We start from the raw sequence: 23801 nt of genomic DNA, 5'->3' as shown, positions 1-23801 counted from the left end.
GCTGCAAAGCCCCGACCCGGCCTTCCGGGCACCCTTGCCGATTTCACCCGATCCCCGCCACCATCATTGACAAAGCCGCCGCCACGTCGCAATGATAGCGCTACCATTGCCCCTGAAGAGGGCGAAAGCATGTGTTCACGGGAGGAAGCTTTGCACCATGTCCGGATGCCCCGTCGCGGCACCGTATCGCGCTGCCTGCTCCCCTCCCCCCCCTGGCGGCGGATATCCACCGGCAATGGCGGAATTCCGTCTCATACCGCCACAGCGCCGCTCATGCAGCGTAGCCAAGCCGTTGGCATGCTGGCGCCGGCCATTGAGGGCGGTGATCAGACCAACAGGCCCTGATCACCGCAAAACGGTATAAGTAACCGGTGGCAATGGATTGCGCTCCGCGTCCGATTTTGTTACCGCTATCAGAATTGGTTCGGGAGAGGTATCGATGTCATCCCCTGTTGGCGCGCCGGTTCCGTTGACCGCCTTCCTGCCCGGCGACTGGCGCCGGGCACAATTCCTGGGCCGCATGGATTTCGGCGCGGGGCCGACGCCCGTGCTGTTGCGCGGCGGGCACCTGTTCGACCTGTCGGGCCTGGCCCCGACGGTGGCCGACCTGCTGAACGGGCTGGATGACGGCACCGTGCCGCAGGGCGGGCACGATCTGGGCCCGGCCGACGCCATCCATGTTGCCCGGCAGTGGGAAGCGGCCCTGCCCGGCGCGCCGCTGCTGCTGGCCCCCATCGACCTGCAATGCATCAAGGCGGCGGGCGTCACCTTTGCCGTATCGGCCCTTGAACGGGTGATCGAGGAGCGGGCGCGCGGCGATGCCGCGCGGGCCAACGAGATCCGCGCGAACCTGAACGCGCGCATCGGCACCGACCTGCGCGCCGTGAAGCCGGGTTCGGCAGACGCGGCCCGGCTGAAACAGGCGCTGATCGCCGATCAGCTCTGGTCGCAATATCTGGAAGTGGCCATCGGCCCGGATGCGGAGATCTTCACCAAGGGCCCGACCCTGTCGGCCGTGGGCTGGGGCGCGCATATCGGCGTGCGGGCCGACAGCGACTGGAACAACCCCGAGCCCGAACTGGTGCTGGCCGTGGATGGCCGGGGCCGCGTGCATGGCGCCACGCTGGGCAACGACGTGAACCTGCGCGATTTCGAGGGACGGTCGGCGCTGCTGCTGTCCAAGGCCAAGGACAATAATGCGTCCTGCGCGCTGGGACCCTTCATCCGCCTGTTCGACCGCGATTTCACGCTGGACGATGTGCGCGTCGCGGCCGTGACCGTGCAGGTGACGGGAGAGGACGGGTTCACCCTTGACGGGCACAGCACCATGTCGCTGATCAGCCGCGATCCGCTGGATCTGGTGGGCCAGACCATCGGCCGCCACCATCAATATCCCGACGGGTTCGTGCTGTTCATGGGCACCCTGTTCGCCCCCATCGATGACCGCGACGCGCCCGGCCAGGGCTTCACGCACAAGCGCGGCGACATCGTGACCATCGCCAGCCCGCGCCTGGGCAGCCTGACCAACCGGGTCGTGCCCTGCGACGAGGCGCCGCCCTGGCAGTTCGGCATCGGCGACCTGATGCGCAATCTGGCCCGGCGCGGCCTGCTGCCCGCCGCCTGAGCCCCATTCCCCTGCCCCCTGCCCCCCCTTGCCCGCACAGCCCCCCCCGACTGGACCCGACAATCATGACCCATGCGATTTATCCCAGCCTGCGCTCCAAGCGTGTCCTGATCACCGGCGGCGGTTCCGGGATCGGGGCCGGCCTGGTGGAAGGCTTCGTGCGCCAGGGGGCGCGCGTGCATTTCCTGGACCTGGCCGCGGCGGACAGTGCCGCCCTGGCCGACAGTCTGGCCGCGGGCGGCGCCGACCCGGCCCCGCGCTTCACCCGCTGCGACCTGACCGACCTGGACGCGCTGAAGGCCGCCATCGACGGCGTCATCGCGGCAGAGGGCGGGATCGACGTGCTGGTCAACAATGCCGCCAACGACGACCGGCACAAGGTGGAAGAGGTGACCCCCGCCTATTGGGATGACCGCATGGCCGTGAACCTGCGCCACCTGTTCTTCGCCACCCAGGCCGTGATCGGGCCGATGAAGGCGGGCGGTGGCGGGTCGGTCATCAATCTGGGGTCCATCTCCTGGCATCTGGCCCTGCCCGACATCGCGCTGTACCAGACGGCCAAGGCGGGGATCGAGGGGATGACCCGCGCGCTGGCCCGCGATCTGGGCGGCGACAATATCCGCGTCAACTGCGTCGTGCCCGGCGGGGTGAAGACCCCCCGCCAGATGCGCCTGTGGCACAATCCGGAGGAAGAGGCGCGGATGCTGGGCCAGCAATGCCTGAAGCAGCGCGTGGAACCGCGCGACATCGCCGCGATGGTGTTATTCCTGGCTTCGGACGATGCACGCCTGTGTACCGGCCATGAATATTTCGTCGATGCGGGGTGGCGATGACCGATCTTTCCTTCATCCGTCCGGATTGCGCCTGGGACCTGGGCGCCACGCTGGGCGAGGGTCCCTGCTGGGACGCCGATGCGGCCTGCCTGTGGTTCACCGATATCAAGCAGCGGCGCATCCACCGCCTGCACCCGGCCACGGGCGCGCGGCAAAGCTGGGAGGCACCCGATCAGCCGGGCTTCGCGCTGCCGCGCGCCGGCGGCGGGCTGGTGGTGGGCATGCCCCACGGGCTTTATCATTTCGATCCCGGAACAGGGTCATTCACCCGGCTGGCGGGGGTCGAGGAAGATCGTTCCGGCAACAGATTGAATGACGGTTTCTGCGACGCACAGGGCCGGTTGTGGTTCGGCAGCATGGATGACGCCGAGGAGGCGGCGACGGGCGCCTTCTACCATTGGTCGGGCGGCGCGCCGGCGCGCGTGCTGGACGGCATCTGCATCACCAACGGCCCGGCCACCAGCCCGGACGGCCGTATCCTCTATCATACCGACACGGTGGCGCAGACCATCCACGCCGCCGACATCCAGCCCGATGGCAGCCTTTCCAACCGCCGCCCCTTCGCGCGGATCGAGGCGGGGGCGGGATATCCCGACGGCCTGGCCGTGGATGCGGAAGGCTGTGTATGGACGGGACTGTTCTGCGGCTGGTCCATCCGCCGCTACGCCCCCGATGGCACGCTTCTGGGCAGCGTGCCGTTCCCGGTGGCCAACATCACGAAGCTGGCCTTCGGCGGGCCGGACCTGCGCACCGTTTACGCCACCACGGCGGCCAAGGGCCTGTCGGTGCAGGAGCGCGCCGAACAGAAGCTGGCCGGCGGCCTGTTCACCTTCCAAAGCCCCGTGCCGGGCCTGCCCCCCGCAAAGGTGCGCGCATGACCGACGGCAAGCCCGCCCCCCGCCGCTTCCGTTCCCGCGACTGGTTCGATGCGCCGGGCCGGGCGGACATGACGGCGCTCTATCTGGAACGCTTCATGAATTACGGGCTGACGCCGCAGGAATTGCGGTCGGGCAAGCCTATCATCGGCATCGCGCAGACCGGGTCCGACCTGTCGCCCTGCAACCGCATCCATGTCGATCTGGCCCGGCGGGTGCGCGACGGCATCCGCGATGCCGGCGGCATCCCGTTCGAATTTCCCGTGCATCCCATTTTCGAGAATTGCCGCCGGCCCACGGCGGCGCTGGACCGCAACCTGGCCTATCTGGGGCTGGTGGAAATCCTGCACGGCTATCCCATCGACGCCGTGGTGCTGACCACGGGCTGCGACAAGACCACGCCGTCGGGCGTCATGGCGGCATCCACGGTGGATATCCCCGCCATCGTCCTGTCGGGCGGCCCCATGCTGGATGGCTGGTTCGAGGGGGAGCTGGTCGGGTCCGGCACCGTCATCTGGAAGGGGCGGCGGCGCCTGGGTGCCGGGGAGATCACCGAGGAACAGTTCCTGGACCTGGCCGCCGCGTCGGCGCCATCGGCCGGCCATTGCAACACGATGGGCACGGCCAGCACCATGAACGCCATCGCCGAGGTGCTGGGCCTGTCCCTGCCCGGCTGCGCCGCCATCCCCGCCCCCTACCGCGAGCGCGGGCAGATGGCCTATGAGACGGGGCGCCGCATCGTGGAGATGGCGCACGAGGATCTGCGCCCGTCGAGGATCCTGACGCGGCAATCCTTCCTGAACGCCATCGTGGCCACGGCCGCCATCGGCGGGTCGACCAACGCCCAGCCGCATATCGTGGCCATGGCCCGGCATGCCGGGGTGGAGATCACGCATGATGACTGGCGCCATCACGGCTATGACGTGCCGCTGCTGGTCAACATGCAGCCGGCCGGCAAGTATCTGGGGGAACGGTTCCACCGGGCCGGCGGCGTGCCGGCCGTGCTGTGCGAGCTGGCGGCCGCGGGCCGCATCGACACGGGCTGCCTGACCGTCACGGGCCGCAGCGTGGCGGCCAACATCCAGGGCCGGGAGGCGACCGACCGGGAGGTCATCCTGCCCCATGACCGGCCGCTGCTGCACCGGGCCGGCTTCCTGGTGCTGAAGGGCAACCTGTTCGATTTCGCCATCATGAAGACATCCGTCATCTCCGACGAGTTCCGCCGCCGCTATCTGTCGCGGCCGGGACATGAAGGGATCTATGAGGGGCGGGCCGTGGTGTTCGACGGGCCGGACGATTACCATGCACGCATCAACGATCCCGCCCTTGGCATCGATGCCGACACCATCCTGGTGGTGCGCGGGGCCGGCCCGCTGGGCTTTCCCGGCTCCGCGGAGGTGGTGAACATGCAGCCGCCCGACGCGCTGCTGAAACAGGGCATCCGCTCGCTGCCCACCATCGGTGACGGGCGGCAGTCGGGCACGTCGGACAGCCCGTCCATCCTGAATGCCAGCCCGGAATCGGCGGCCGGCGGCGGGCTGGCGCTGCTGCGCACGGGCGATGTGATCCGGCTCGACCTGAATGCCGGCACCTGCGACATGCTGGTCCCGCCGGCGGAGCAGGCCCGCCGCCGGGCCACGGAACCGGCCCCGCCCATCCCGGCATCGAAAACGCCGTGGCAGGAGCTTTACCGCGACCATGTCGGCCAGCTCGACAGCGGCGGCTGCCTGGAAATGGCCGTGAAATATCGCGCCGTGGCGGAGGAGACGCCCCGCCACAACCATTGAGGACACCCAACGAACAAGCGATGGCGCAGCGGCCGGCACGAACAGGAAAGAAGCCGCACGCCACCCTTTTCCCAACCGGCAATCCCCAAGAACCCCAAAGCCGGGGACAGCGTCGTCAGGGAGGCGACACCCATGTCACAAAAAGCCACGCCATTGACCATCGGCCTGACACTGATCGCCACCCTGGGCGGCCTGCTGTTCGGGTACGACACGGCGGTCATCTCCGGCGCCATCGGCGCCATCGACGCCAATTTCATCCATCCGCTGAACCTGTCGCCCACGGCCGCCTCGTCGCTGTCGGGATTCACCATCGCCTCGGCCCTGTGGGGCTGCATCATCGGCGGCATGGTCGCGGGCTGGGTGGCGGACCGGTTCGGGCGCAAGCGCGGGCTGCTGCTGGCCGCGTCCTTGTTCCTGCTGTCGTCGCTGGGGTCGGCCTGGCCGGAATTCGGCCTGGGGCCGATCGGCGCCATGGGGGCGGACGCGCTGGTACCGTTCAACATCTACCGTGTCATCGGCGGCATCGGCGTGGGCATCGCCTCCATGCTCTCCCCGCTCTATATCGCGGAAATCGCGCCGCCGGCCCAGCGCGGCAAGCTGGTTTCCTTCAACCAGATGGCCATCGTGGGCGGCATGGTGTTCGTCTATTTCGTGAACTGGTCCATCGCGGGCCAGGGCGATCAGGAATGGCTGTTCGCCACGGGCTGGCGCTACATGTTCGCATCGGAGGCGGTGCCCGCCACCCTGTTCCTGCTGCTGCTGCTGGGCGCCCCGGACACGCCGCGCTGGCTGGTCATGCAGCGGCGCGACGACGAGGCGCTGGCCGTGCTGAACCGGCTGGGCAATGTCGATGATACCCGCGCCACCCTGCGCGAGATCGAAGCCAGCCTGATCGTGCGCCACGGTCCGCTGTTCAGCTTCGGCGGGCTGGTCGTGCTGGTCGGCATCCTTCTGTCGGTGTTCCAGCAATTCGTGGGCATCAACGCCGTCCTCTATTATGCCCCGCTGATGTTCCAGAACATGGGGGCCAGCACCGACAGCGCGCTGTTGCAGACCATCATCGTGGGTGCCGCCAATGTCGCCTTCACGCTGGTGGCCATCTTCACGGTGGACCGCTGGGGCCGCCGGCCGCTGATGATGTGGGGGGCCTGGATCATGGCCGGGTCCATGCTGGTGCTGGGCACGCTGTTCGCCACGCACACGGTGGGCCTGCTGCCGCTGCTGATGATGATCATCTATATCGGCGGCTTCGCCCTGTCCTGGGGACCGGTCACCTGGGTGCTGCTGTCGGAGATATTCCCCAACGCCATCAAGGGCAAGGCCATGGCCATCGCCGTGACGGCGCAATGGATCGCCAACCTGGCCGTTTCCTGGTCCTTCAAGGTGGTGGACGAGAACGCGACCCTGAACGCCCTGTTCAATCACGGCTTCGCCTACTGGGTCTATGGCGCCATGTCGATCCTGGCCGGCCTGTTCGTCTGGCGTTTCGTGCCGGAAACCAAGGGAAAGTCACTGGAGGCCATCCAGACCCTGTGGACCCGCCCCGCATCGGCCACCACCACGGCACCCCGGCCGGCGGAATAGGAACAGCCAGGGAGGGGGCATGGCAGGCGGGGAAACGCTTTCCCGCCTGCCATGCGGCGGATCAGGCCGGCACCGTTTCCGGCGGGCAATAGATGTCGTACAGGGTGCGGATGACCTGTTCGGCCTCCGCACTGGCCAGGGAATAGAAGATGGTCTGCCCGTCGCGCCGGGCGCGGACCAGACCATCCTTGCGCAGCAGGGCCAGTTGCTGCGACACGGCCGTGTCACGCATGCCGATGCTCTGCGCCAGGTCGCCGACCGACCTTTCGCCGGCCAGAAGCTGGCAAAGGATCATCAGCCGGTTGCGGTTGCCAAGCGCCTTCAGCAGGTCCACCGCGCGATCGGCACTGGCTTGCATATCCACGAGGTTCATCCCTCTCACATAGAAGGGATCGCACAACCCGTCAATGGCATCGGCCGCCTTCATGTCACACAACCCTGTCCCCGTCGCGCAGCACGATATAGATGGCAGGGATCACCAGCACCGTCAGCAGCGTCGATGATGCCAGCCCGAACAGCAGGGAAACGGCCAGCCCCTGGAAGATGGGGTCGGTCAGGATGGTCGCCGCACCGATCATGGCGGCCAGCGCCGTCAGCAGGATGGGCTTGAACCGCACGGCCCCGGCTTCCAGCAGCACCTGGCGCATTCTGTGCCCCTGCCCCGCCCCGTGGCGGATGAAATCCACCAGCAGGATGGAATTGCGCACGATGATGCCGGCCAGCGCGATGAACCCGATCATGGAGGTGGCCGTGAAGGCGGCCCCCAGCAGCCAATGCCCGGCCATGATGCCGATCAGCGTCAGCGGGATCGGCGTCAGGATGACCAGCGGCAGGCGGAAACTGCCGAACTGGGCCACCACCAGCACATAGATGGCCAGGATGGCCACACCGAAGGCGGCCCCCATGTCGCGGAAGGTGACATAGGTGACCTCCCATTCCCCATCCCACAGCAGGGTGGGCACGCTTTCATCGGCCGGCTGTCCGGCCAGCCGGATCACGGGCCGGGGAAGCTCTCCCCAATCATGGGCCGCGATGGCATCGGCCACCGCACCCATGCCATAGATCGGCGCCTCGAACCGGCCCGCCAGTTCGGCCGTGACCATGTCGGTGAAATAGCCGTCGCGGCGGAACAGCACGGGCGACCCTTCTTCCCGCGTGACACGGACCAGCTCGCCCAGTTCCACGACGCGGGCGGAACCGGGAATGGCGTTGGCCGGCACGGGCGTGGCGGCCAGCCGCGCCGTCCAGGCCCGCGCATCCAGCGGCAGCGCCACGCTGATATCCAGCGGCAGCCGCCCCCCGCCGCGGTGGGAATAGCCGACGGGCGTCGTGCCCAGCACGGACCGGATGGCGTCATGCACGGCCGATTGCTCCACGCCCAGAAATTCCAGCCGGTCCTGGTCGATGGACAGGCGCAGGCGCGGCTGGGGGGTGCCGAAACTGTCGTCGATATCGGTGATGAAGGGGATGGTGGCGAACAGCCGGCGCACCTCCTGCGCCACGGCGCGGCGGGTGGCGGCGTCGGGGCCATAGATCTCCGCCAGCAGGGTGGCCAGCACGGGCGGGCCGGGCGGCACCTCCACCACCTTCAGCACCGCACCCGGCGGCAGCACCAGCCCGGCCAGCAGCCGCCGCCGCAGGTCCAGCGCCACGGCGTGGGAGGCGCGATCCCGGTCGCCCTTGGGCGCCAGGTTCACCTGTACATCGCCACGGTCGGGGCTGGCCCGCAGAAAGCTGTGCCGCACCAGGCCGTTGAAATTGAACGGCGCCGCGGTGCCGGCATAGATCTGGGCCGATCGCACCTCCGGCAGGGTGCCGGCGATTTCCGCCGCCTGGAACAGCAGCCGCTCGGTATCGGCCAGGCTGGCGCCGCGCGGCAGGTTCAGTTCGATGGACAGTTCCGACTTGTTGTCGAACGGCAGCAGCTTGACCGTCACGCCTTTCGTGGCGAACAGGCCCAGGGCCGCCAGCGTGGCGACGCCCACCAGGGCCAGGAAAAGCCCGGCATTGCGGCGGGAGGACAGAAGCGGCGTCGCAACGCGGCGGTAAAGCCGCCCCAGCGCACCGCCATCATGCCCACCCGCATGGTCTGGGCCTTCACTCTCCCCCCGGGCCGCCGGCGTCAGCTTCAGCATCAGCCAGGGCGCCAGCACCATGGCCGCGAAGAAGCTGAACAGCATGGCAGCCGACGCATTGACGGGGATGGGCGCCATGTAGGGCCCCATCATGCCCGACACGAACAGCATGGGCAGCAGGGCGGCGATGACGGTCAGCGTGGCCACGATGGTGGGGTTGCCCACCTCCGCCACAGCCTGCACCGCGGCGGTCAGCCGGTCGCGCCCGTCGCGCATGGCCCAGTGGCGGGCAATGTTCTCCACCACCACGATGGCATCATCGACCAGGATGCCGATGGCGAAGATCAGGGCGAACAGGCTGACCCTGTTCACCGTGTAGCCCATGAGATGGGCCGAAAACAGCGTCATCAGGATGGTGACGGGAATGACCACCAGCACCACCAGCGCCTCTCGCCGGCCGATGGCCCACCAGATCAGCGCCACGATGGACAGGGTGGCCAGACCCAGATGGAACAGCAGCTCGTCGGCCTTTTCCGCGGCGGTGGCGCCGTAATCGCGCGTCACCTCCACCTGCACCCCGTCGGGGATCAGGCGGCCGCGCAGCCCGTCCACCCGGTTCAGGATGGCGTCGGCCACGGTGACGGCATTGGCGCCGGCACGCTTGGCCAGCGCCACCGTGACGGCCGGCACGCGCACCCAATCCCCCTGCCCGCCATCCGCCGCCGCCCGCACTCCTTCCCCGGGTGCCCGCACCCCTTCCCCGGGTGCCCGCACCATGGCCCAGGCCGATTGCTCCACCGGCGTGCCGTCCAGCACGATGTCGGCCACATCGCGGACATAGACCGGGCGGCCGTCCCGGCTGCCGATCAGCAGAAGGCCGATATCGGGCAGACCCGTCAGGGTCTGGCCTGCCGCCACCGTGACACTGCGCCCGCCATCCAGCAGCCGCCCGGCCAGGAAGGACCGGTTGGCCCCGGCCAGCTTGGCCGTCAATTGTTCCAGCGTGATGCCGTAAAGGGCCAGCCGTTCGGGGTCCGGCTCCACCCGCAACTGCGCCCGCACCCGTCCTGACAGATAGGTGGGACCGATATCGGGCACCTTCACCAGTTCGCCGCGCAGCTTTTCGGCCAGGTTGCCCAGGTCGCTGGCGGTCCAGCGGTCGGCCAGGTCGGGCCGTGGTGACAGGGTCAGGGTGACGATGGCCACGTCATTGATGCCGCGGCCCACGATCAGCGGCTCGGGAATGCCCGTGGGGATCTCGTCCAGATGGGCGCGCACCTTGGCATGGATGCGCAGGATGGCGTCATCCTCCGACGTGCCCACCCGGAACCGCGCCGTCACCATGACGCGGTCATCCTCCGTCTGGCTATAGACATGATCGACGCCGTTGACACCCTTGACCAGGGCCTCCAGCGGACGGGTGACCAGCTCGGCCGCGTCGGCGGCGCGCAGCCCGTCGGCCGCGACCAGGATGTCGACCATGGGCACGCTGATCTGCGGCTCCTCCTCCCGCGGGATCAGGGCCAGCGCGATCAGCCCCGCGACAAACGCCGCCAGCAGGAACAGCGGCGTCAGCGGCGACCGGATGGTCGCCCGTGTCAGATGCCCTGAAAGGCCGGGTCTCATGGCTGCACCAGGATGTCACCGTCGGAAAGGCCGGACAGGATCTCCACCCCGTCCGGCAGGCCGGGCAGCGGCCGGGGCTGGCCGCGCTGGACCGGCACCGCCACCACCTGGCCGCCCTGCCGGCGCAGATGGGCATAATCCAGCCCAAAGCGCGTGGTCAGCCGGGCGGCCGGCACGACCAGGGTCGGCCGTTCCCCGGCCGGAACCCAGACGCGCACCCGCTGGCCCACATTGTAGTCACCCAGCCCCGCCACGCTTGCATCGGCCTGCACCCGGCCATCGGTGATCTGCGGATAGACCAGGGTGATGGCCCCCTGCCCGGTCGCGCCGGCATGGGCACCGGTGGCAGCAGCCGGGGCGGGCAGCAGGTCCTCCCCGTCCAGGCGCACGGGGTCGCCCGGCTTCAGATGGGCGGCATGGCGCTCGGGCACCGACAGGCGCAGGACATAGTCACGCTGCGCGATCAGGGCCACCACCTCCCCCGGCATCATCACCGTGCCGGGCGTGACGGGCACGCTCAGCACCCGGCCGGCCGCGGGGGACAGGACCTGGCCTTCGTTCATCTGCTGGCCCAGCACGGCGCGCTCGGCCAGCCGGGCCTTCAGGGCATTGGCCGCGACATTGGCAGCCGTGCGCAGCTCGTCCAACCGCTGGCGCGTGACATAGCCGTTGCGGGCCAGTTCCTCCGCCCGGTCCAGATCGGTGCGGGCCTGTTCCACCTGGGCACGGGCGGCGGCAATCTGGGCCTCCTGCGCGCCCTGCTGCAAGGCCAGCTTCTGGTCACCGATGGTGGCGATCACCTGGCCCGCCGTGACGGCATCGCCCTCACGCACCGAGAGGCCCGTGATCGTGCCGCCCGTGCGCACGCGGGCCGGCACCCGGTTCACGCTTTCCACCGTGGCGAAGACCGCCTTCTCGTCGGGCAGTGGCCGCACGACGACCGTGAAATCATCCCGTCCCGCTGGCGGCGCCGGCGCCTGTGCCGGCGTCACCCTCTGGCCCGCTGGCGGGACGGCCTCGGGCTGTACGGCCCGGCCCGGCGGTGCCGTTCCCGCCATCAGCGCCAGGGCCAGCAGCAGGGGCGCCACTGGCCTTGACAGGGCGGGAATGGGCAGCGGGACCGGCGGTGCGGCCGAAGGCCGGTACAGGCGGATACGCATCGTGCCCCCTCCCCGCTCAACGCCGGTCGATCACGCCGCCGCTGGCCGGGTCCAGCGTCACCGTGGGCAGGCCCGCGGCGATCCAGGCCTGGATCCCGCCGGCCATATGTTCGCCATGGTCCAGCCCGGCCTGTCGGCAGCGCGCCACGGCCATGGCCGACCGCTTGCCCGACCCGCAATGGAACATGACGCGCACCCGATCCGCCGGCGGCAGGGCCAGCGGATCGAAGCTGGACAATGGCAGCAACAGCGCGCCATGGATGCGCACGGCCGCATATTCCTGCGGCTCACGCACATCCACCAGCAGGATGGCCCGGTCGGCCAGCAGGCCGTCAACGGTGGCGGGGGACAGGTCGACGGGCATGGCTTCTTCCTTGCCTTATTATATTCGCATATTTGAAGGTAACGCTGCGGCACCCTGCTCGTCAATCCAGGGACATATGACCTGCGCACATGCCGGGGCGGCAAATATTCAATATCTTCATAGATACGAATATACATATCCTGCACCATCCAACCGACCAGTCGGACGTTCTCCATCTGACACCGCCTGGCCACCCGTCTGGCAACAGGCCCCGGCAAAAGGGGGCGGCGTCAGGGAGGAGGAAGCATGATGGTCCATGATTTGCCGGCCCGAGCGCAACCGCAGGACCGGCTGACCCTTGCCGGTCAGCGCACCCGGACGTGGCTTCCGCCAAACAACCTTATTGGTGTTTTCCGTTAAAATGAACAATCTGGAATAGAGTCCATCCCTCTTCCCCTTATCGCGCGCCGGGATGTCCGCCTGATCGATGCCGGGGCCGGGGTGACGCAATGAACACAAACCATGCTGAGAACGCAGAGAACTTATACCCACTTGCGATGAGTAGAACTCATCGCAAGTGGGTCCGGCGGCGACCGCCGCTGCGGCGCTTCCCATAACAACACAAGGAACATCATCATGAATGTCGACAAGGCCGTCCTGTCCTTCGCCGGGGTCATGGTCCTGGTCAGCGTGGCACTGGCCTGGTTCATCGGTCCCGCCTGGCTGCTGCTGACCCTGTTCATCGGGCTGAACCTGTTGCAGGCCGGGTTCACGGGCTTCTGTCCCGCGGCCATCCTCTTCCGCCGGCTGGGCCTGCCGGCCGGTTGCGCCTTCCGCTGATCCAGCCCCCGCCCCCCGCCTGCACCCTGCTCCGCCCCTCCTGTCTGACGTCAGACAGGGGGGGCGGAAGGGTCAATGTTGATGCTTTTCCATCAACCTTGGCTTGACAGGGCCCCCGCCCTGCGGCACCTGATAGGAAGATGCCGGGGCCAAGGAGAAGGGCGCATGCAAGGGGATTTGCTGAAGGCCTACCGCCGCAAGCGTGGATTGTCGCAGGAGGATTTCGCCGCCCTGCTGAATGGCCGGCTGGGCCGTTCCTATGACAAGGCGAAGGTCAGCCGCTGGGAAAACGGCAGGGAAGCCGTGCCCGACCCGGTGGCCGATTTCATGCGGCGCGGCACACGCACGCGGGCCCGCATCATCGCCATCGCCAACCAGAAGGGCGGCCAGACCAAATCCTCCACAGCGCTGAACCTGGCCCATGCCTTCGCCATGATGGGCAAGCGCGTGCTGCTGGTCGATGCCGACCCGCAGGCCAGCGTGACCCTGGCCGCCGGCGTCGATCTGGAACGCTGCATGGCCGACGGCGCCGTGCTGGGTGCCGTGCTGGACGAACGGCGGCCGCTTGCCTCCATCATCGTGGCCGTGGCCGGCATCGACATCGCGCCCAGTGACATTTCCCTGGCGGAATTCGAAGTGTCGGTCCTGTCGAAACCGGGGCCGGAAAAGCGGCTGGCCCGTGCCCTGTCTGACGTCAGACAGGGCTATGACGAGATCATCATCGACACGCCGCCGCATCTGGGCGTACTGACGCGCAATGCGCTGGTGGCGGCCACCGACATCCTGATCCCCGTGGTTCCGGCCCCGCTGGACGTGCCCGGGGTGCCGCTGCTGCTGCGCACCATCGATCAGATCCGGATCTATGAGAACCCGGAACTGAACGTGCTGGGCATCCTGCCCAACCGGTTCGAGGCCAACACGTCGGTGCAGCAGGCCACGTTGCAGCAATTGCTGGCCACCTACAGCGACAGCGTGCGGGTGTTCGAGCCGATCCGCAAGACGACCCAGATGGACCAGGCCGTCTATAATGGCGTGGTCGCCGTGCGCGCCCTGCCCCGCGACAATCCCGTCGTGCAGGGTTACCTGAACCTGGCGGAGGAGATCGGCCATGAAGCTTAAGGCCAACCCCAAAAGCCCGCTGAACCAGACCGTGAAGGTTTCCGCCGGCACCGCGGCGGCCCCGCAGGGGACCAGCGCGCATTTCCAGCGCAGCGCCGATTTCCGGCAGATGTTCGAGGTGGACCTGGACCGGCTGCATCCCCGCGCCGACCAGCCGCGCCGGCATTTCGACGAAGGGGAGCTGCAGGCCCTGGCGGCGTCCATCGCGGCGCGCGGCGTGCTGCAACCCATCCTGGTACGCCGCCGCGAAGGCGAAGGCGAAGGGGACGGGGAGGGGGCCAGCTATGACATCGTGGCCGGGGAGCGCCGCTGGCGGGCCAGCCGGCTGGCCGGGCGCGACCGCATCCGCGCCATCGTGGTGGATGGCGACCCGGCCGAAATCGCGCTGATCGAGAATATCCAGCGCGTCGATCTGACCCCGCTGGAAGAGGCGCGCGGCATCCAGGCGTTGATGCAGACCCATGGCTACAGCCAGGGGCAGGCCGCCGATCTGCTGGGTCGCAGCCGGGTGCGCGTGAACGAGACGCTGCGCATCCTGACCCTGCCGGCCGACCTGCTGGCCGATATGGAGAAGGGGGGCGACGTACCGCCCCGCACCATCCTGCTGCAGATCGCGCGGGAGGAGGACCCGGCCCAACAGCGCCGCCTGTGGGAACAGGTCCGGGCGGGGGCGGGGGAGCGGGCCATCCGCGCCGCACGCCCCCCGGCCCGCGCGGCCGGCCGGCCGGAGGATGCGCGCAGCCCGGCCGGTGCCCGGGCCGATGCCATGGGCGAGCGCGCTGCCGCCCTGGATTATCTGGGCCGCCTGATCCGCACCAGCCTGACCCTTCCCCCCGTCGCCCCTGTGCGCGCCGTCCTGTCCGATCCCCAGCGTATCCGCCTGCGGGAACTGCGCGACCATCTGAATGACGTGCTGGGGGAATAGCCAAGCCATCGCGGGCTGAACAGGCCCGCAGGATCGGGAGCGCAGGGCGGGGCGAAACCACCCCACAGAGGGAAGCCGGGGAGAGGCACGGCAGGCTGTGCAAGGAAGGGGGAGGGGAACGGGGAGGAAGGGAAGGGGAAGGGGAGGAAGGGGAGGGGGCAGCAGGGGCATGCCATCCGCCCGGCGGTCGTCACCGCCCCTGCGTCCCCGCAGGGTTCCGGCCGGCGGTGTCCACACGCTGCCCCGTGCCCAAACCCTGCCCAATGCGCGCATCTCGCCGTTGATCCGCCGGTGTCAGGAAGCCATGCGTGAAGAAGATTGCCATTCGACTTCGCCTAGTATAGGATGAAAATCCTTTTATAGTGCGGAGTCATGAGGATGATCCCACAAACCGTCAATCACCAGCCAGAATTCCTGTATTGCGACCGGCATCGCGGGTTGATGTGGACTGGCCAAAACTCCGAATGGATGTGCCCTGGCCATTTCTCCGAATGCACAGACCCCCCTGTCGACAACTCCGAATCGACCGGTCTGGAAGGCGCGGATTCGCTGGGGTTTTTCGGGGGCTGGCCAAAACTCCGAATGGGGGAAATGTCCATGGGGGATTCCGCATGCATCGCGAATGGCCAAGAAGGCCCGTTCCGCCGCGCCCCTGGCGCAATCTCCGAATGCCGGGCGCTCGGTCCGGCCCGATTCGGGGTCCTTCGACGCCGGATGGAACCTGCCCGGTGCTGCCGACGGGGGGAAACCCGGCTGAATGCTGGCCAAAACTCCGAATGGGGGCTGCGATGTTCGGGAAAAACGCAGCAATCGAACCCTGGCTATTTCTCCGAATCCCCCTTCCTTGCGCCCTTTCCTTTGACTCCTTTGATTCCTAACAAGATTCCTAAGGGCGAAATCCGCCAGCAATTCCATATACTTGCTGACAGTTGCCGGGAGGTTTTGCCAGCCCTTCCCGGAGGTTTTGCCAGGGGTGAACGGGAGGTTTGGCCAGAGACGAACGGGAGGTCTGGCCAGGGGCCGGGCCGGCAATTCGGAGTTGCTGGCCCCCCGGCTCCGACCTACAATTCCGCCATGGCAGCGAAACCACCCAGCCCCGGCCCGGCGGCCCGCAAGACCCCGCTCACGCTCGTGAAGGCCACGGGCGCGGTGGAGATCAAGGCCGATGCCGACCTGACGCTGGCCGACCGGCGGCTGTTCAACCACCTGCTGGCCCATGCGTACGAGAATCTGGGCCGTGTGGAAAGCCATTCGATCGAGCTGGCTTCCATCCGCCGGTTCGCGGCGGAGGTGCGGGACGGCACGGCCGATGTCAACAATACCCGCCTGAAGGCCAGCATCGAAACCCTGCAGAAGGTCCTGTGCCAGTTCAACTATCTGCGCTCCGACGGCACGGCCGGGTGGGAGAGCGCGCAATTGCTGGGGCCCTGCCGGATCGAGGGTGGGACCCTGACCTACACCTTCCATAGCTGGGTGTCCGAGCGGCTGCGCGAGCCCGCGCTTTATTCCTACCTGTCCCTGCGCATCATCTACGAGTTCGACAGCAAATATGCCCTGACCCTGTACGAGGTGCTGAAACGCTATGCCGACCGCAACGCGGCTGAACCCTATTGGCAGGCCAAGGTGGAGGAGCTGCGCGGCGTCCTGGGCTGCCTGGACAAGCTGAAGGACTGGAAGGACCTGCGCAAATACGCGCTCGACCCCGCGCTGGAGGAGATCAGCCGGCTGGGCGAGTTCACGGCCACCCTGCACGAGATCCGGCAGGGCGGCGGCCGTGGTGGCGGGCGCGTGGTCGGTTGTGTTTTCCGCATCTGGCGCAAGAATGCCGACGATGCCGAACGCGCCGTGAAGGAGATCGCCAAGCCCAAGGCACAGCGCCGGGGCGAACGCCGCGCCGCCAAGGAGGATGGGGCCTTCGCACTGAAGGCAGAGGCCGCACTGCGCTTCCTGGAGGGGGCCGACGTGTCCAAGCGCATGGACTGGGCCCGCCGGGCCGAGCAACTGGGCATGACCCTGCCGGCCGCCGCCACGGCCAAGGAAAACCTGAAGAAATGGGTGCCGGCCCTGGCCGAGGTCATCGTGGAGGAGGAGCGGCTGCGCGTGCGGCTGCCCCGGACCGCGGCCGAGGGGGAAGGGTAGGGCAGCAGCCTGCCGGCCGTTTCCGCTTGACAGAAGGGATAATATTCCTATATTCCTGATCCATCATCAACCGCATCCGATCGGCAGACGCCCCGGTTCCCCATGAAGGGACCGGGGCGTCTTGGCGTGTGCGTGCATCCGGGTGCCTGCAAATCCTGACATGTCAGGATTTTTTGCAGACATCGGCGGCATGGGCGGCATCCGCGCCCGTCGGCGCGGATGCCGGGGTCAGGATTTTCCGACCCCGGCATCACACCAGGGAGAGACGCGCATGGGCTGGCCTGTTTTCCACCCGCACCGCATGCCGGGGCGGCACCTGTGGGCATGATCGGGGTGCTGGGTTCGCTGCTGTCCGGCCGGTGGCTGGCCCTGGTGGCGCTGTCCGGCCTGCTGCTGGCGGGCTGGTCCTGGCATGGCCGCGGACGGGCACTGGAGGGTGCGCGGCTGGAGGCGGCCCTGGCGCGGGAAACGGCGGCGCGCAATGCCCAGGCGGTGGAGGCCATGGCCCGGCGGGCCGGGCGCGACCTGGCGGCCGTCACGGCCGCCGCCGCCGCGGAACGGGAACGGATGCACGCATCCATGGCCATAGAGCGGAGGGTGGAGAATGCGCCTGCGACACATGCCTGTGCGGACAGCGCCGCTGTGGCTGCTGTGCTTGACGGCCTGCGCCGGCGGGCCGGCCCCGCCGGTGACGGCAATCCGGCTGGAACCGGTGACGGTGCCGCCGGCCCTGCTGGCTTGCCGGCCGGAACCCGCGCCGCCGCCGGCCGCGGCGGATGACCGGGCGGTGGCCCGCTACATCCTGGCGCTGGCCGATGCGGGGGCCGATTGCCGGGACCGGCTGGACCGCGTGGCGGGCCTGATGCGGGATGCCCTGTCCGACCCCGCCAACCCCGAACCCCTGAAGGAGAAATGACCATGTTCATCCTGGGCCGGACCAGCCTGTCGCGCCTGGAAGGCGTGCATCCCGATCTGGTGCGTGTCGTAAAACGCGCCATCACCGTCAGCGCCGTGGATTTCAGCGTCGTGGAAGGGCGGCGCACGGTGGCGCGGCAACGCGAATTGCTGGCCGCCGGGGCCAGCCGGACGATGGCCAGCCGCCATATCACGGGCCATGCCGTGGATCTGGCGCCCTGGGTGGGCGGCGCCCTGCGCTGGGACTGGCCGCTGGTCCATCGCGTGGCGGCGGCCATGCGTCAGGCCGGGCGGCTGGAACAGGTGCCGCTGCGCTGGGGCGGGGCGTGGGATGTGGCGCTGACCGACACGGGCGATGCCGATCCCGAGGCCGTGTCGCAGGCCTATGCCGACCGCCGCCGTGCCGCGGGGGGCCGCCCCTTTCTGGACGGGCCGCATTTCGAACTGCCGGTGCCCGCCGCGGCCGGCCGTGCGGCGGCCTGATGCGCCGGCCGCCCCTGCAGCCCGTACCGCCCCTGCTGCCCGACACGCCCCCCTGGCCGGCCCGCCGCTTCGGGACCACCGCGGCCCTGTTCCTGGCCGGTGCCGCCACACTGGCCGCCGGCATCGCCCTGCCGCTGGGCGAGGCGATGGGGCTGCGGCTGGTGGAGACGGGGGCCGACATGATGGTGCTGGCCGTCGGGCTCTACCTGACCGGGGCATCGGCGGAACGGGTCGGCGGCTGGCTGGCCCTGCGCCGGGGCGCACCCCATGCCGGCCACCCGCCTGCGCCCGATCATCCGTGACGGGCCGTCCCCCTGTCCGCCCGGTCCCGCCTCTCGGCCGGGGCCGGCAAGGCGGACAGGGTGTCGCCGCGCAGGGCGGCCGACAGTGACACATGCGCATCGGGGCGGTAATCGGCCACGCGGCCCATCCGCCGTTCAAACCCCATGATGATGTCCAGGTCGCCATCCAGCGATGCCAGTGTCAGGCTGGCATGCAGCAGCAGGCCGCGCATCCCGCCGGCCGGGCGGATCAACCCGGCCGTGCCGGCCAGTTTGCGACCGTCATGCACCAGATTGCAATGGCCGTCGCAATGGGCGCCCGCCACGCGCGACAGATCCGCCGCCACGCCCATATCGGCCAGGGTGGCCAGGATCGGGCCGGTCAGGCGGGCATAGCCCTGCTGGATGCCCACCCCATCGGCCGCCATGGCCAGCCAGCACAGGCTGATATTCAGGATGTGCGGCCCATGGGTGACGGCACTGCCGCCCGATGCACGCAGCGCCACGGGCAGGGGGCAGTCCAGCACGGCATCGCGGAAGCCCGGCAGGCGCGACCAGTTGCGCGGCACGACCAGGCAATGCCGGTTCTGCCAGCAGCGCCAGCGCAGGCCGGGCTGCCCGGTCCCCATCAGACGGGCCAGCAGCGACAGGTCGCCATCCACCAGCATCTGCACATCGGCCGCCGGCCGTTCCAGATGCTGCCGGCCCACATGCCGTTCCAGTCCCGCCACGACCAGGAAGGCCAGGTCAGACAGCCGCCTCGAACCGCTCAACAGCATGGCAAAGCCCTTCCAGGAACTGACCGCAGGGATAACCGTCCAGCAGCCGGTGGTCGGCCGTCAGCGACAGGCCCAGGCGCTGGACGGTGCGCCCGCCGCCGGCCCCGTCGGGCACCAGCACGGGATCGACCCGGCCCAGCCCCAGCAGCGCCACCTGCGGCCGGTTCAGGATGGGGGTGAAGAAGCGCACCCGCGTGGTGCCCAGATTGGACAGGGTGAAGCTGCCGCCCCTCATCTGCGACACGGCCAGCTTTCCGGCCTGGGCCCGCGCCACCAGATCGGCCCGCGCCGCCGCGATCCCCGCCAGCGACAGGGTGGAGGCGCCGCGCAGCACGGGCGTCATCAGGCCGCCCGGCGTGGTGATGGCGACGGACAGATCCAGCCCGGCCGATGGCGTGAATAATCCATCCTCCAGCACGCCGTTGAAGGCGGGGAAGGCCGCCAGCACGCGGGCCAGCGCATGGATGACGCAATCCTCCACGCTGATCTTCAGCCCTGCCTGCTTCCATTCCCGGCGCTGGTCCAGCAGGGCCGAAATGTCGGCTTCGGCATGGTAGGTCAGTTGGGCCGAATGGTGCAGGCTGTCCATCATGCGCGCCGCGATCACGCCGCGCACGCCCTTCAGTGCGATGGAGGACAGGGAAGGGGAGGGGGAGGGGGAAAGGGAGGCGGAGGCGGAGGGGACAGGAAGGGTCGAGGCGGCGGGCGTCATTCCACGGCCCCGATGCGCTGGCCCTGCACCACTTCCGCCTCGGCCGGCATCTCGATCGACAATGTGCCGCCGGCCGGGGCGGTGATCTCGAAACCGACCTTCTCGTTCATCAGTTCGGCGACAACGGCCCCTTCGGCCACCTTGTCGCCATGGTCGAACAGCCAGGTGGAGATGACGCCGGGACTGTCATCATCCCACAGGCCAGTTGGGATCAGGATGGGGGTCGGGCTCATGACAGGACCTCGCGTGCGGCGGCCAGGGTCTTCTGCCCGTCGGGCAGGACGTGATGTTCCAGCGACGGGGAAAAGGGGATGGGGATGTCGGGATGGGCCAGCCGGCGCGGCGGCGCCTTCAGGGGCACGCCGGTCTCCGCGACGCTGGCGATCACCTCGCCCGCCACGCCACAGCTCCGGTAATCATCATCGATGACCAGCAGGCGGCCCGTCTTCGCCACCGACCGGCGGATCGTGTCGCGGTCCAGCGGGGCGATGGTGCGCAGGTCCACCACCTCTGCCGACACCCCGTCCCCTTCCAGGGCGCGGGCGGCGTCCAGTGCGTGATGCACCGTGACGCCCAGCCCGACCAGGGTGATGTCGGTCCCCTCGCGCAGCACCGCCGCCCGGCCGATGGGAACCTCGTAATCCGCTTCCGGCACGCGGGTGATGGAACCGGGCACGGTGCCCAGCCAGCCCATCCCCTGCAGCGCCTTGTGATACATGAAGATCACGGGGTTGGGATCGCGGATGGCGGCCAGCATCAGGCCCTTGGCGTCATAGGCGTTGGACGGTACCACCACCTTCAGCCCCGGCAGGTGGCCGAAGGTGGCGTAAAGGCATTGCGAATGCTGTCCGGCATCGCCATAGCCGCCCCCGACGGAGGTCATCAGCACCATCGGACAGGCCACCCGCCCGCCGCTGAAATAGCTCTGCTTGGCGGCCAGATTGTAGATGGCATCCATGCAGACGCCGAAGAAATCCACGAACATCAGTTCCACCACGGGCTTCAGGCCCGCCGCCGCCATGCCCACGGCGGCCCCGATGAAGCCCGTTTCCGATATCGGCGTGTCGCGCACGCGGTCGGCGCCGAACCGGTCCAGCAGGCCGGCGGTATTGCCGAACACGCCGCCCAGGCGGCCGATATCCTCCCCCATGACCAGCACATCGGGGTCGCGCGCCATTTCCTGGCCGATCGCCTCGGCCATGGCCTTGGCGATGGTCAGCTTGCGCATCGTCTGGGTTGCCTGCATCACACGGCCCTTTCCACAAAAACCTGAAGGAAGGCCTGCTCCGGTCCCGGCAGAGACGCGGCGCGGGCATGGGCGAAGGCCCGTTCCACGGCCAGCCGCGCTGCCGTTTCCAGCGCGTCCAGTTCGCCCGCCTCGAACCCGTCGGCCAGCAGCCGGCGGCGATAGGCGGGGATCGGGTCCTGTTCGCGCAGCAGCGCCACCTCGCCGGGCGGGCGGTATCCCTCGGCATCACCCATGAAATGGCCCTCCAGCCTTGTCGTCTCGATCTCGATCAGGCTGGGCCCCTCGCCGGCCCGCGCCCGCGCGATGGCCTGCCCGGCCGCCTGATGCACAAGGTCGGGGTCGTTGCCGGGCACATGGATGCCGGGCATGCCATAGGCGGCGGCGCGGTCGGCATTGCGCGCCACGGCGGTGCAGTCGGCCTTGGGGACCGAGATGCCGTACCGGTTATCCTCGATCACGAAGACCACCGGCGCCTTCCAGACGGCCGCCAGGTTCAGCGCCTCGTGGAAGGCGCCCTGGTTGGCGGCGCCGTCGCCCAGGAAGGCGATGGCCACATCGTCGCGCCCGCGCAGCTTCGCCGCCATGGCCGCCCCCACCGCCGGGCCCAGCCCCTGGCCGATGATGCCCGAACAGCAGAAATTGACATCCTTGTCGAACAGATGCATATGCCCGCCGCGCCCGCCGGACAGGCCCGTTTCCCGGCCGAAAATCTCCGCCGCCATGGCGTCCAGGTCCACGCCCTTGGATATCGCCACATGATGGGGCCGGTGGGTGGCGGTGACCGTGTCGGTCGGGCGCAGATGGGCGCAGACACCCACGGCACAGGGCTCCTGCCCGTCGGACAGGTGCATCTCGCCGGGAATGGGCCCCTTGGCCATGTTGAACAGGGGCTTCTTGCCCTCCAGATAGGCCGGCTTGATCAGATCCTCGAAATGCCGGCTTTTCACCATCTGCTCATACATCCAGAGCCGGTGGTGGTTGTTGCTGCCCGTGTCGTTCATCGTGCCACCCATCCGCCATCGATCACCAGTTCGATCCCCGTGACGAACCCCGCCTCGTCGGACGCCAGATAGACGGCGCCCATGGCGATGTCGGCCGGGCCGCCCACCTTGTTCATGGGGCACATGGCGCCGACATCCTTCCAGGGATCGTCGCGGTTCAGCAGGCCCTGCCTTGTCCAGCCCTCGACCGCCTCCTCCAGCATGGGCGTGCGGATGCAGCCGGGATGGATGGAATTGACGCGGATGGGCTGGCCATGGGCCGCGAACTCGATGGCCAGGCTCTTGGTCAGGTGCCGCACGGCCCCCTTGGAGGTGTTGTAGGCGGCCTGATCGGGATAGCCGACGATGCCGGCGATGGAGGAAATGTTGATGATGGCGGCCGTCGATGCCGCCGATCCCGATGCCGCCAGCAGGGGCTGCATGATGCGGCAGCCCAGGAACACCCCTTCGACATTGACCGCCATGACATGGCGCCAGTCCGCCAGCGATATTTCCGGCAGCGGCCGCACCAGTTCCACCCCGGCATTGTTGACCAGGATGTCCAGCCTGCCCTCCCGTTCGCGGATCAGCCGCTCCGCCGCCTGCCAGTCCGCCTCCCGCCGCACGTCCAGGCACAGGTACCGTTCATCGCCCGCCGCCGTTCCGTTCAGGTCGGCGCCGTAGGTGACGGCGCCTTCCTGCCGGAACGCCGCCATGATGCCGGCCCCGATGCCGCGCGCGGCCCCGGTGACCAGCGCCACCTTGCCGTCCAGTCGCCTCGCCATGGGTTCTGGTTCCTCCCCCGCTGTTCGTTGCGGGGATCATGGACAAGAAGGGCGGGGGGCGGCTTGTCGGGCAGGGGCGGATAGTTTGTCGGTCAGGGAACAGGGGCGGTTCCCCGGGGGGGAGACCGAAACAGGGATTTGACAGGCGCATGGCCGCAGCCACCCGGCTGAACGACGAATTGTAAGCGTCTGTCCAGTGTAAAAGCATGGATTTGATCTGTACGCTTCTGGTGAGCCGTGCGATTACCCACAACTCGCCCCGACGTTCAGGTCGGCGCCGATCTGGATGTCGGCGAGGCGGCGTAGTCCGCGCCAGACGACGGTGTTGCCTGGCAGAGGGTCGGAAGCTCTGGCGAGATATCCACCCAGGCGCGCGAGCTTTGTGAGGTAGAGCTGGAGGGTTCCCGGTTTTGCGCCGCGATTGCCCGTGTCGCTGACGAGCCTGTCGAGGATGGCGATTTCGGTTCTGGTGAGGGCGGTGGTCGGATCGTCGTCGGGGTATGTGCGCGCGACCATGGTCGTCCAGAGCACTCGCCAGCTGACGATGCAGAACAGGGCGACAAGATTGGCGAGGCGGTCCGCGGTGCGCAGTTTCGGACTATCGGGACTATCAGGAATTCCGTGCTCGGGTGGGCGGTTTGAAAATCAGGCGTTCATCGCCTTTGTGAACCTGTCGCCGAACAGGACGGCCATCTGTGCTTTGGCTGCCGTCCATTCACGTGCGGG

23 protein-coding genes and 1 pseudogene are annotated in these 23801 nt (G+C 68.6%); 13 read left to right on the top strand and 11 right to left on the bottom strand.

Translation table 11 applies throughout. The annotated features are described in order from the left end of the window. Positions 1-439: 439 nt before the first annotated feature. The 5 genes and pseudogenes from ACM9LZ_RS22180 to xylE form a co-directional block, all read left to right on the top strand. Positions 440-1624, top strand: coding sequence for a fumarylacetoacetate hydrolase family protein (locus ACM9LZ_RS22180; RefSeq protein WP_416621708.1), 1185 nt, complete (start codon positions 440-442; stop codon positions 1622-1624). A 65-nt stretch (positions 1625-1689) separates the two neighbouring features. Continuing rightward, entirely contained in the window at positions 1690-2457 is a 768-nt protein-coding gene (locus ACM9LZ_RS22175) for an SDR family NAD(P)-dependent oxidoreductase (protein ID WP_416621707.1), read from the top strand. Beyond that, positions 2454-3335, top strand: coding sequence for an SMP-30/gluconolactonase/LRE family protein (locus tag ACM9LZ_RS22170; RefSeq protein ID WP_416621706.1), 882 nt, complete (start codon positions 2454-2456; stop codon positions 3333-3335). The genes ACM9LZ_RS22175 and ACM9LZ_RS22170 overlap by 4 nt, the downstream gene beginning before the upstream one ends. Beyond that, positions 3332-5119: an IlvD/Edd family dehydratase gene (locus ACM9LZ_RS22165; protein WP_416621705.1), complete on the top strand. Its 1788-nt coding sequence runs from the start codon at positions 3332-3334 to the stop codon at positions 5117-5119. The genes ACM9LZ_RS22170 and ACM9LZ_RS22165 overlap by 4 nt, the downstream gene beginning before the upstream one ends. Before the next feature lie 60 nt (positions 5120-5179). After that, positions 5180-6703 (top strand): annotated as a pseudogene (gene xylE, locus ACM9LZ_RS22160) (D-xylose transporter XylE); the annotation flags it as partial. Between the two features lie 61 nt (positions 6704-6764). On the opposite strand, the gene ACM9LZ_RS22155 reads toward xylE, so the two are convergent. The 4 genes from ACM9LZ_RS22155 to ACM9LZ_RS22140 are packed head-to-tail and all read right to left on the bottom strand — an operon-like array spanning position 6765 to position 11928. Further along, the gene (locus tag ACM9LZ_RS22155; protein ID WP_416621704.1) at positions 6765-7130 is read right to left on the bottom strand and encodes an ArsR/SmtB family transcription factor; all 366 of its coding nucleotides are present in this window, start codon (positions 7128-7130) and stop codon (positions 6765-6767) included. A 1-nt stretch (position 7131) separates the two neighbouring features. After that, positions 7132-10404: an efflux RND transporter permease subunit gene (locus ACM9LZ_RS22150; protein WP_416621703.1), complete on the bottom strand. Its 3273-nt coding sequence runs from the start codon at positions 10402-10404 to the stop codon at positions 7132-7134. Then, positions 10401-11564, bottom strand: a complete 1164-nt coding sequence (locus ACM9LZ_RS22145; protein ID WP_416621702.1) for an efflux RND transporter periplasmic adaptor subunit — start codon at positions 11562-11564, stop codon at positions 10401-10403. The genes ACM9LZ_RS22150 and ACM9LZ_RS22145 overlap by 4 nt, the downstream gene beginning before the upstream one ends. A gap of 16 nt (positions 11565-11580) precedes the next feature. Beyond that, a complete protein-coding gene (locus ACM9LZ_RS22140; protein ID WP_416621701.1) occupies positions 11581-11928 on the bottom strand; it encodes a rhodanese-like domain-containing protein in 348 nt (115 codons plus the stop codon). 576 nt (positions 11929-12504) lie between these two features. On the opposite strand from ACM9LZ_RS22140, the gene ACM9LZ_RS22135 reads away from it, so the two are divergent. From ACM9LZ_RS22135 to ACM9LZ_RS22100, 8 genes are all read left to right on the top strand, one after another. Beyond that, a complete protein-coding gene (locus tag ACM9LZ_RS22135; RefSeq protein WP_416621700.1) occupies positions 12505-12708 on the top strand; it encodes a YgaP family membrane protein in 204 nt (67 codons plus the stop codon). Between the two features lie 165 nt (positions 12709-12873). After that, positions 12874-13827 (top strand): AAA family ATPase, encoded by a 954-nt coding sequence (locus ACM9LZ_RS22130; protein ID WP_416621699.1) that lies wholly within the window; start codon positions 12874-12876, stop codon positions 13825-13827. Further along, positions 13817-14752, top strand: coding sequence for a ParB/RepB/Spo0J family partition protein (locus ACM9LZ_RS22125; RefSeq protein ID WP_416621698.1), 936 nt, complete (start codon positions 13817-13819; stop codon positions 14750-14752). The genes ACM9LZ_RS22130 and ACM9LZ_RS22125 overlap by 11 nt, the downstream gene beginning before the upstream one ends. A 1074-nt stretch (positions 14753-15826) precedes the next feature. Continuing rightward, on the top strand, positions 15827-16891 hold the full coding sequence (locus ACM9LZ_RS22120) for a replication initiation protein (protein WP_416621697.1): 1065 nt from the start codon (positions 15827-15829) through the stop codon (positions 16889-16891). 324 nt (positions 16892-17215) lie between these two features. Next, on the top strand, positions 17216-17671 hold the full coding sequence (locus tag ACM9LZ_RS22115; protein WP_416621696.1) for a hypothetical protein: 456 nt from the start codon (positions 17216-17218) through the stop codon (positions 17669-17671). A 7-nt stretch (positions 17672-17678) separates the two neighbouring features. After that, complete coding sequence (locus ACM9LZ_RS22110) at positions 17679-17807, top strand: hypothetical protein (RefSeq protein WP_416621695.1); 129 nt, start codon at positions 17679-17681, stop codon at positions 17805-17807. Continuing rightward, positions 17804-18289, top strand: a complete 486-nt coding sequence (locus tag ACM9LZ_RS22105; protein ID WP_416621694.1) for a M15 family metallopeptidase — start codon at positions 17804-17806, stop codon at positions 18287-18289. The genes ACM9LZ_RS22110 and ACM9LZ_RS22105 overlap by 4 nt, the downstream gene beginning before the upstream one ends. After that, positions 18289-18591, top strand: a complete 303-nt coding sequence (locus tag ACM9LZ_RS22100; protein ID WP_416621693.1) for a hypothetical protein — start codon at positions 18289-18291, stop codon at positions 18589-18591. Before ACM9LZ_RS22105 ends, ACM9LZ_RS22100 begins: the two co-directional genes overlap by 1 nt. On the opposite strand, the gene ACM9LZ_RS22095 is transcribed toward ACM9LZ_RS22100, so the two are convergent. The 7 genes from ACM9LZ_RS22095 to ACM9LZ_RS22065 all read right to left on the bottom strand — a co-directional run bounded on the left by ACM9LZ_RS22095 (position 18582) and on the right by ACM9LZ_RS22065 (position 23591). Further along, positions 18582-19349 (bottom strand): lipoate--protein ligase family protein, encoded by a 768-nt coding sequence (locus ACM9LZ_RS22095; RefSeq protein ID WP_416621692.1) that lies wholly within the window; start codon positions 19347-19349, stop codon positions 18582-18584. The two genes, ACM9LZ_RS22100 and ACM9LZ_RS22095, sit on opposite strands and share 10 nt — an antisense overlap. Further along, positions 19318-20061 (bottom strand): 2-oxo acid dehydrogenase subunit E2, encoded by a 744-nt coding sequence (locus ACM9LZ_RS22090; RefSeq protein ID WP_416621691.1) that lies wholly within the window; start codon positions 20059-20061, stop codon positions 19318-19320. The genes ACM9LZ_RS22095 and ACM9LZ_RS22090 overlap by 32 nt, the downstream gene beginning before the upstream one ends. After that, the gene (locus tag ACM9LZ_RS22085) at positions 20058-20294 is read right to left on the bottom strand and encodes a lipoyl domain-containing protein (RefSeq protein ID WP_416621690.1); all 237 of its coding nucleotides are present in this window, start codon (positions 20292-20294) and stop codon (positions 20058-20060) included. Before ACM9LZ_RS22085 ends, ACM9LZ_RS22090 begins: the two co-directional genes overlap by 4 nt. Then, positions 20291-21307 carry an alpha-ketoacid dehydrogenase subunit beta gene (locus ACM9LZ_RS22080; protein WP_416621725.1) on the bottom strand — a complete coding sequence of 339 codons (1017 nt, stop codon included), beginning with the start codon at positions 21305-21307 and terminating at the stop codon, positions 20291-20293. The genes ACM9LZ_RS22085 and ACM9LZ_RS22080 overlap by 4 nt, the downstream gene beginning before the upstream one ends. Then, positions 21307-22311 (bottom strand): thiamine pyrophosphate-dependent dehydrogenase E1 component subunit alpha, encoded by a 1005-nt coding sequence (locus tag ACM9LZ_RS22075; RefSeq protein WP_416621689.1) that lies wholly within the window; start codon positions 22309-22311, stop codon positions 21307-21309. The genes ACM9LZ_RS22080 and ACM9LZ_RS22075 overlap by 1 nt, the downstream gene beginning before the upstream one ends. Beyond that, entirely contained in the window at positions 22308-23075 is a 768-nt protein-coding gene (locus tag ACM9LZ_RS22070; protein WP_416621688.1) for an SDR family NAD(P)-dependent oxidoreductase, read from the bottom strand. The genes ACM9LZ_RS22075 and ACM9LZ_RS22070 overlap by 4 nt, the downstream gene beginning before the upstream one ends. Before the next feature lie 243 nt (positions 23076-23318). Beyond that, the gene (locus tag ACM9LZ_RS22065) at positions 23319-23591 is read right to left on the bottom strand and encodes a hypothetical protein (protein WP_416621687.1); all 273 of its coding nucleotides are present in this window, start codon (positions 23589-23591) and stop codon (positions 23319-23321) included. Between the last annotated feature and the right edge of the window lie 210 nt (positions 23592-23801).

Origin of the sequence: Niveispirillum fermenti, assembly GCF_048066175.1 — a bacterium.
Lineage (GTDB): Bacteria > Pseudomonadota > Alphaproteobacteria > Azospirillales > Azospirillaceae > Niveispirillum > Niveispirillum fermenti.
This window is presented reverse-complemented; position numbering and strand designations above follow the sequence as displayed.

What these genes read in the sequence shown, in the direction of transcription:
- ACM9LZ_RS22180 (WP_416621708.1), top strand. Translation starts at nt 440, where the DNA reads ATGTCATCCCCTGTTGGCGCGCCGGTTCCGTTGACCGCCTTCCTGCCC.
- ACM9LZ_RS22175 (WP_416621707.1), top strand. Translation starts at nt 1,690, where the DNA reads ATGACCCATGCGATTTATCCCAGCCTGCGCTCCAAGCGTGTCCTGATC.
- ACM9LZ_RS22170 (WP_416621706.1), top strand. Translation starts at nt 2,454, where the DNA reads ATGACCGATCTTTCCTTCATCCGTCCGGATTGCGCCTGGGACCTGGGC.
- ACM9LZ_RS22165 (WP_416621705.1), top strand. Translation starts at nt 3,332, where the DNA reads ATGACCGACGGCAAGCCCGCCCCCCGCCGCTTCCGTTCCCGCGACTGG.
- ACM9LZ_RS22155 (WP_416621704.1), bottom strand. Translation starts at nt 7,130, where the DNA reads ATGAAGGCGGCCGATGCCATTGACGGGTTGTGCGATCCCTTCTATGTG.
- ACM9LZ_RS22150 (WP_416621703.1), bottom strand. Translation starts at nt 10,404, where the DNA reads ATGAGACCCGGCCTTTCAGGGCATCTGACACGGGCGACCATCCGGTCG.
- ACM9LZ_RS22145 (WP_416621702.1), bottom strand. Translation starts at nt 11,564, where the DNA reads ATGCGTATCCGCCTGTACCGGCCTTCGGCCGCACCGCCGGTCCCGCTG.
- ACM9LZ_RS22140 (WP_416621701.1), bottom strand. Translation starts at nt 11,928, where the DNA reads ATGCCCGTCGACCTGTCCCCCGCCACCGTTGACGGCCTGCTGGCCGAC.
- ACM9LZ_RS22135 (WP_416621700.1), top strand. Translation starts at nt 12,505, where the DNA reads ATGAATGTCGACAAGGCCGTCCTGTCCTTCGCCGGGGTCATGGTCCTG.
- ACM9LZ_RS22130 (WP_416621699.1), top strand. Translation starts at nt 12,874, where the DNA reads ATGCAAGGGGATTTGCTGAAGGCCTACCGCCGCAAGCGTGGATTGTCG.
- ACM9LZ_RS22125 (WP_416621698.1), top strand. Translation starts at nt 13,817, where the DNA reads ATGAAGCTTAAGGCCAACCCCAAAAGCCCGCTGAACCAGACCGTGAAG.
- ACM9LZ_RS22120 (WP_416621697.1), top strand. Translation starts at nt 15,827, where the DNA reads ATGGCAGCGAAACCACCCAGCCCCGGCCCGGCGGCCCGCAAGACCCCG.
- ACM9LZ_RS22115 (WP_416621696.1), top strand. Translation starts at nt 17,216, where the DNA reads ATGATCGGGGTGCTGGGTTCGCTGCTGTCCGGCCGGTGGCTGGCCCTG.
- ACM9LZ_RS22105 (WP_416621694.1), top strand. Translation starts at nt 17,804, where the DNA reads ATGACCATGTTCATCCTGGGCCGGACCAGCCTGTCGCGCCTGGAAGGC.
- ACM9LZ_RS22100 (WP_416621693.1), top strand. Translation starts at nt 18,289, where the DNA reads ATGCGCCGGCCGCCCCTGCAGCCCGTACCGCCCCTGCTGCCCGACACG.
- ACM9LZ_RS22095 (WP_416621692.1), bottom strand. Translation starts at nt 19,349, where the DNA reads ATGCTGTTGAGCGGTTCGAGGCGGCTGTCTGACCTGGCCTTCCTGGTC.
- ACM9LZ_RS22090 (WP_416621691.1), bottom strand. Translation starts at nt 20,061, where the DNA reads ATGACGCCCGCCGCCTCGACCCTTCCTGTCCCCTCCGCCTCCGCCTCC.
- ACM9LZ_RS22085 (WP_416621690.1), bottom strand. Translation starts at nt 20,294, where the DNA reads ATGAGCCCGACCCCCATCCTGATCCCAACTGGCCTGTGGGATGATGAC.
- ACM9LZ_RS22080 (WP_416621725.1), bottom strand. Translation starts at nt 21,307, where the DNA reads ATGCAGGCAACCCAGACGATGCGCAAGCTGACCATCGCCAAGGCCATG.
- ACM9LZ_RS22075 (WP_416621689.1), bottom strand. Translation starts at nt 22,311, where the DNA reads ATGAACGACACGGGCAGCAACAACCACCACCGGCTCTGGATGTATGAG.
- ACM9LZ_RS22070 (WP_416621688.1), bottom strand. Translation starts at nt 23,075, where the DNA reads ATGGCGAGGCGACTGGACGGCAAGGTGGCGCTGGTCACCGGGGCCGCG.
- ACM9LZ_RS22065 (WP_416621687.1), bottom strand. Translation starts at nt 23,591, where the DNA reads ATGGTCGCGCGCACATACCCCGACGACGATCCGACCACCGCCCTCACC.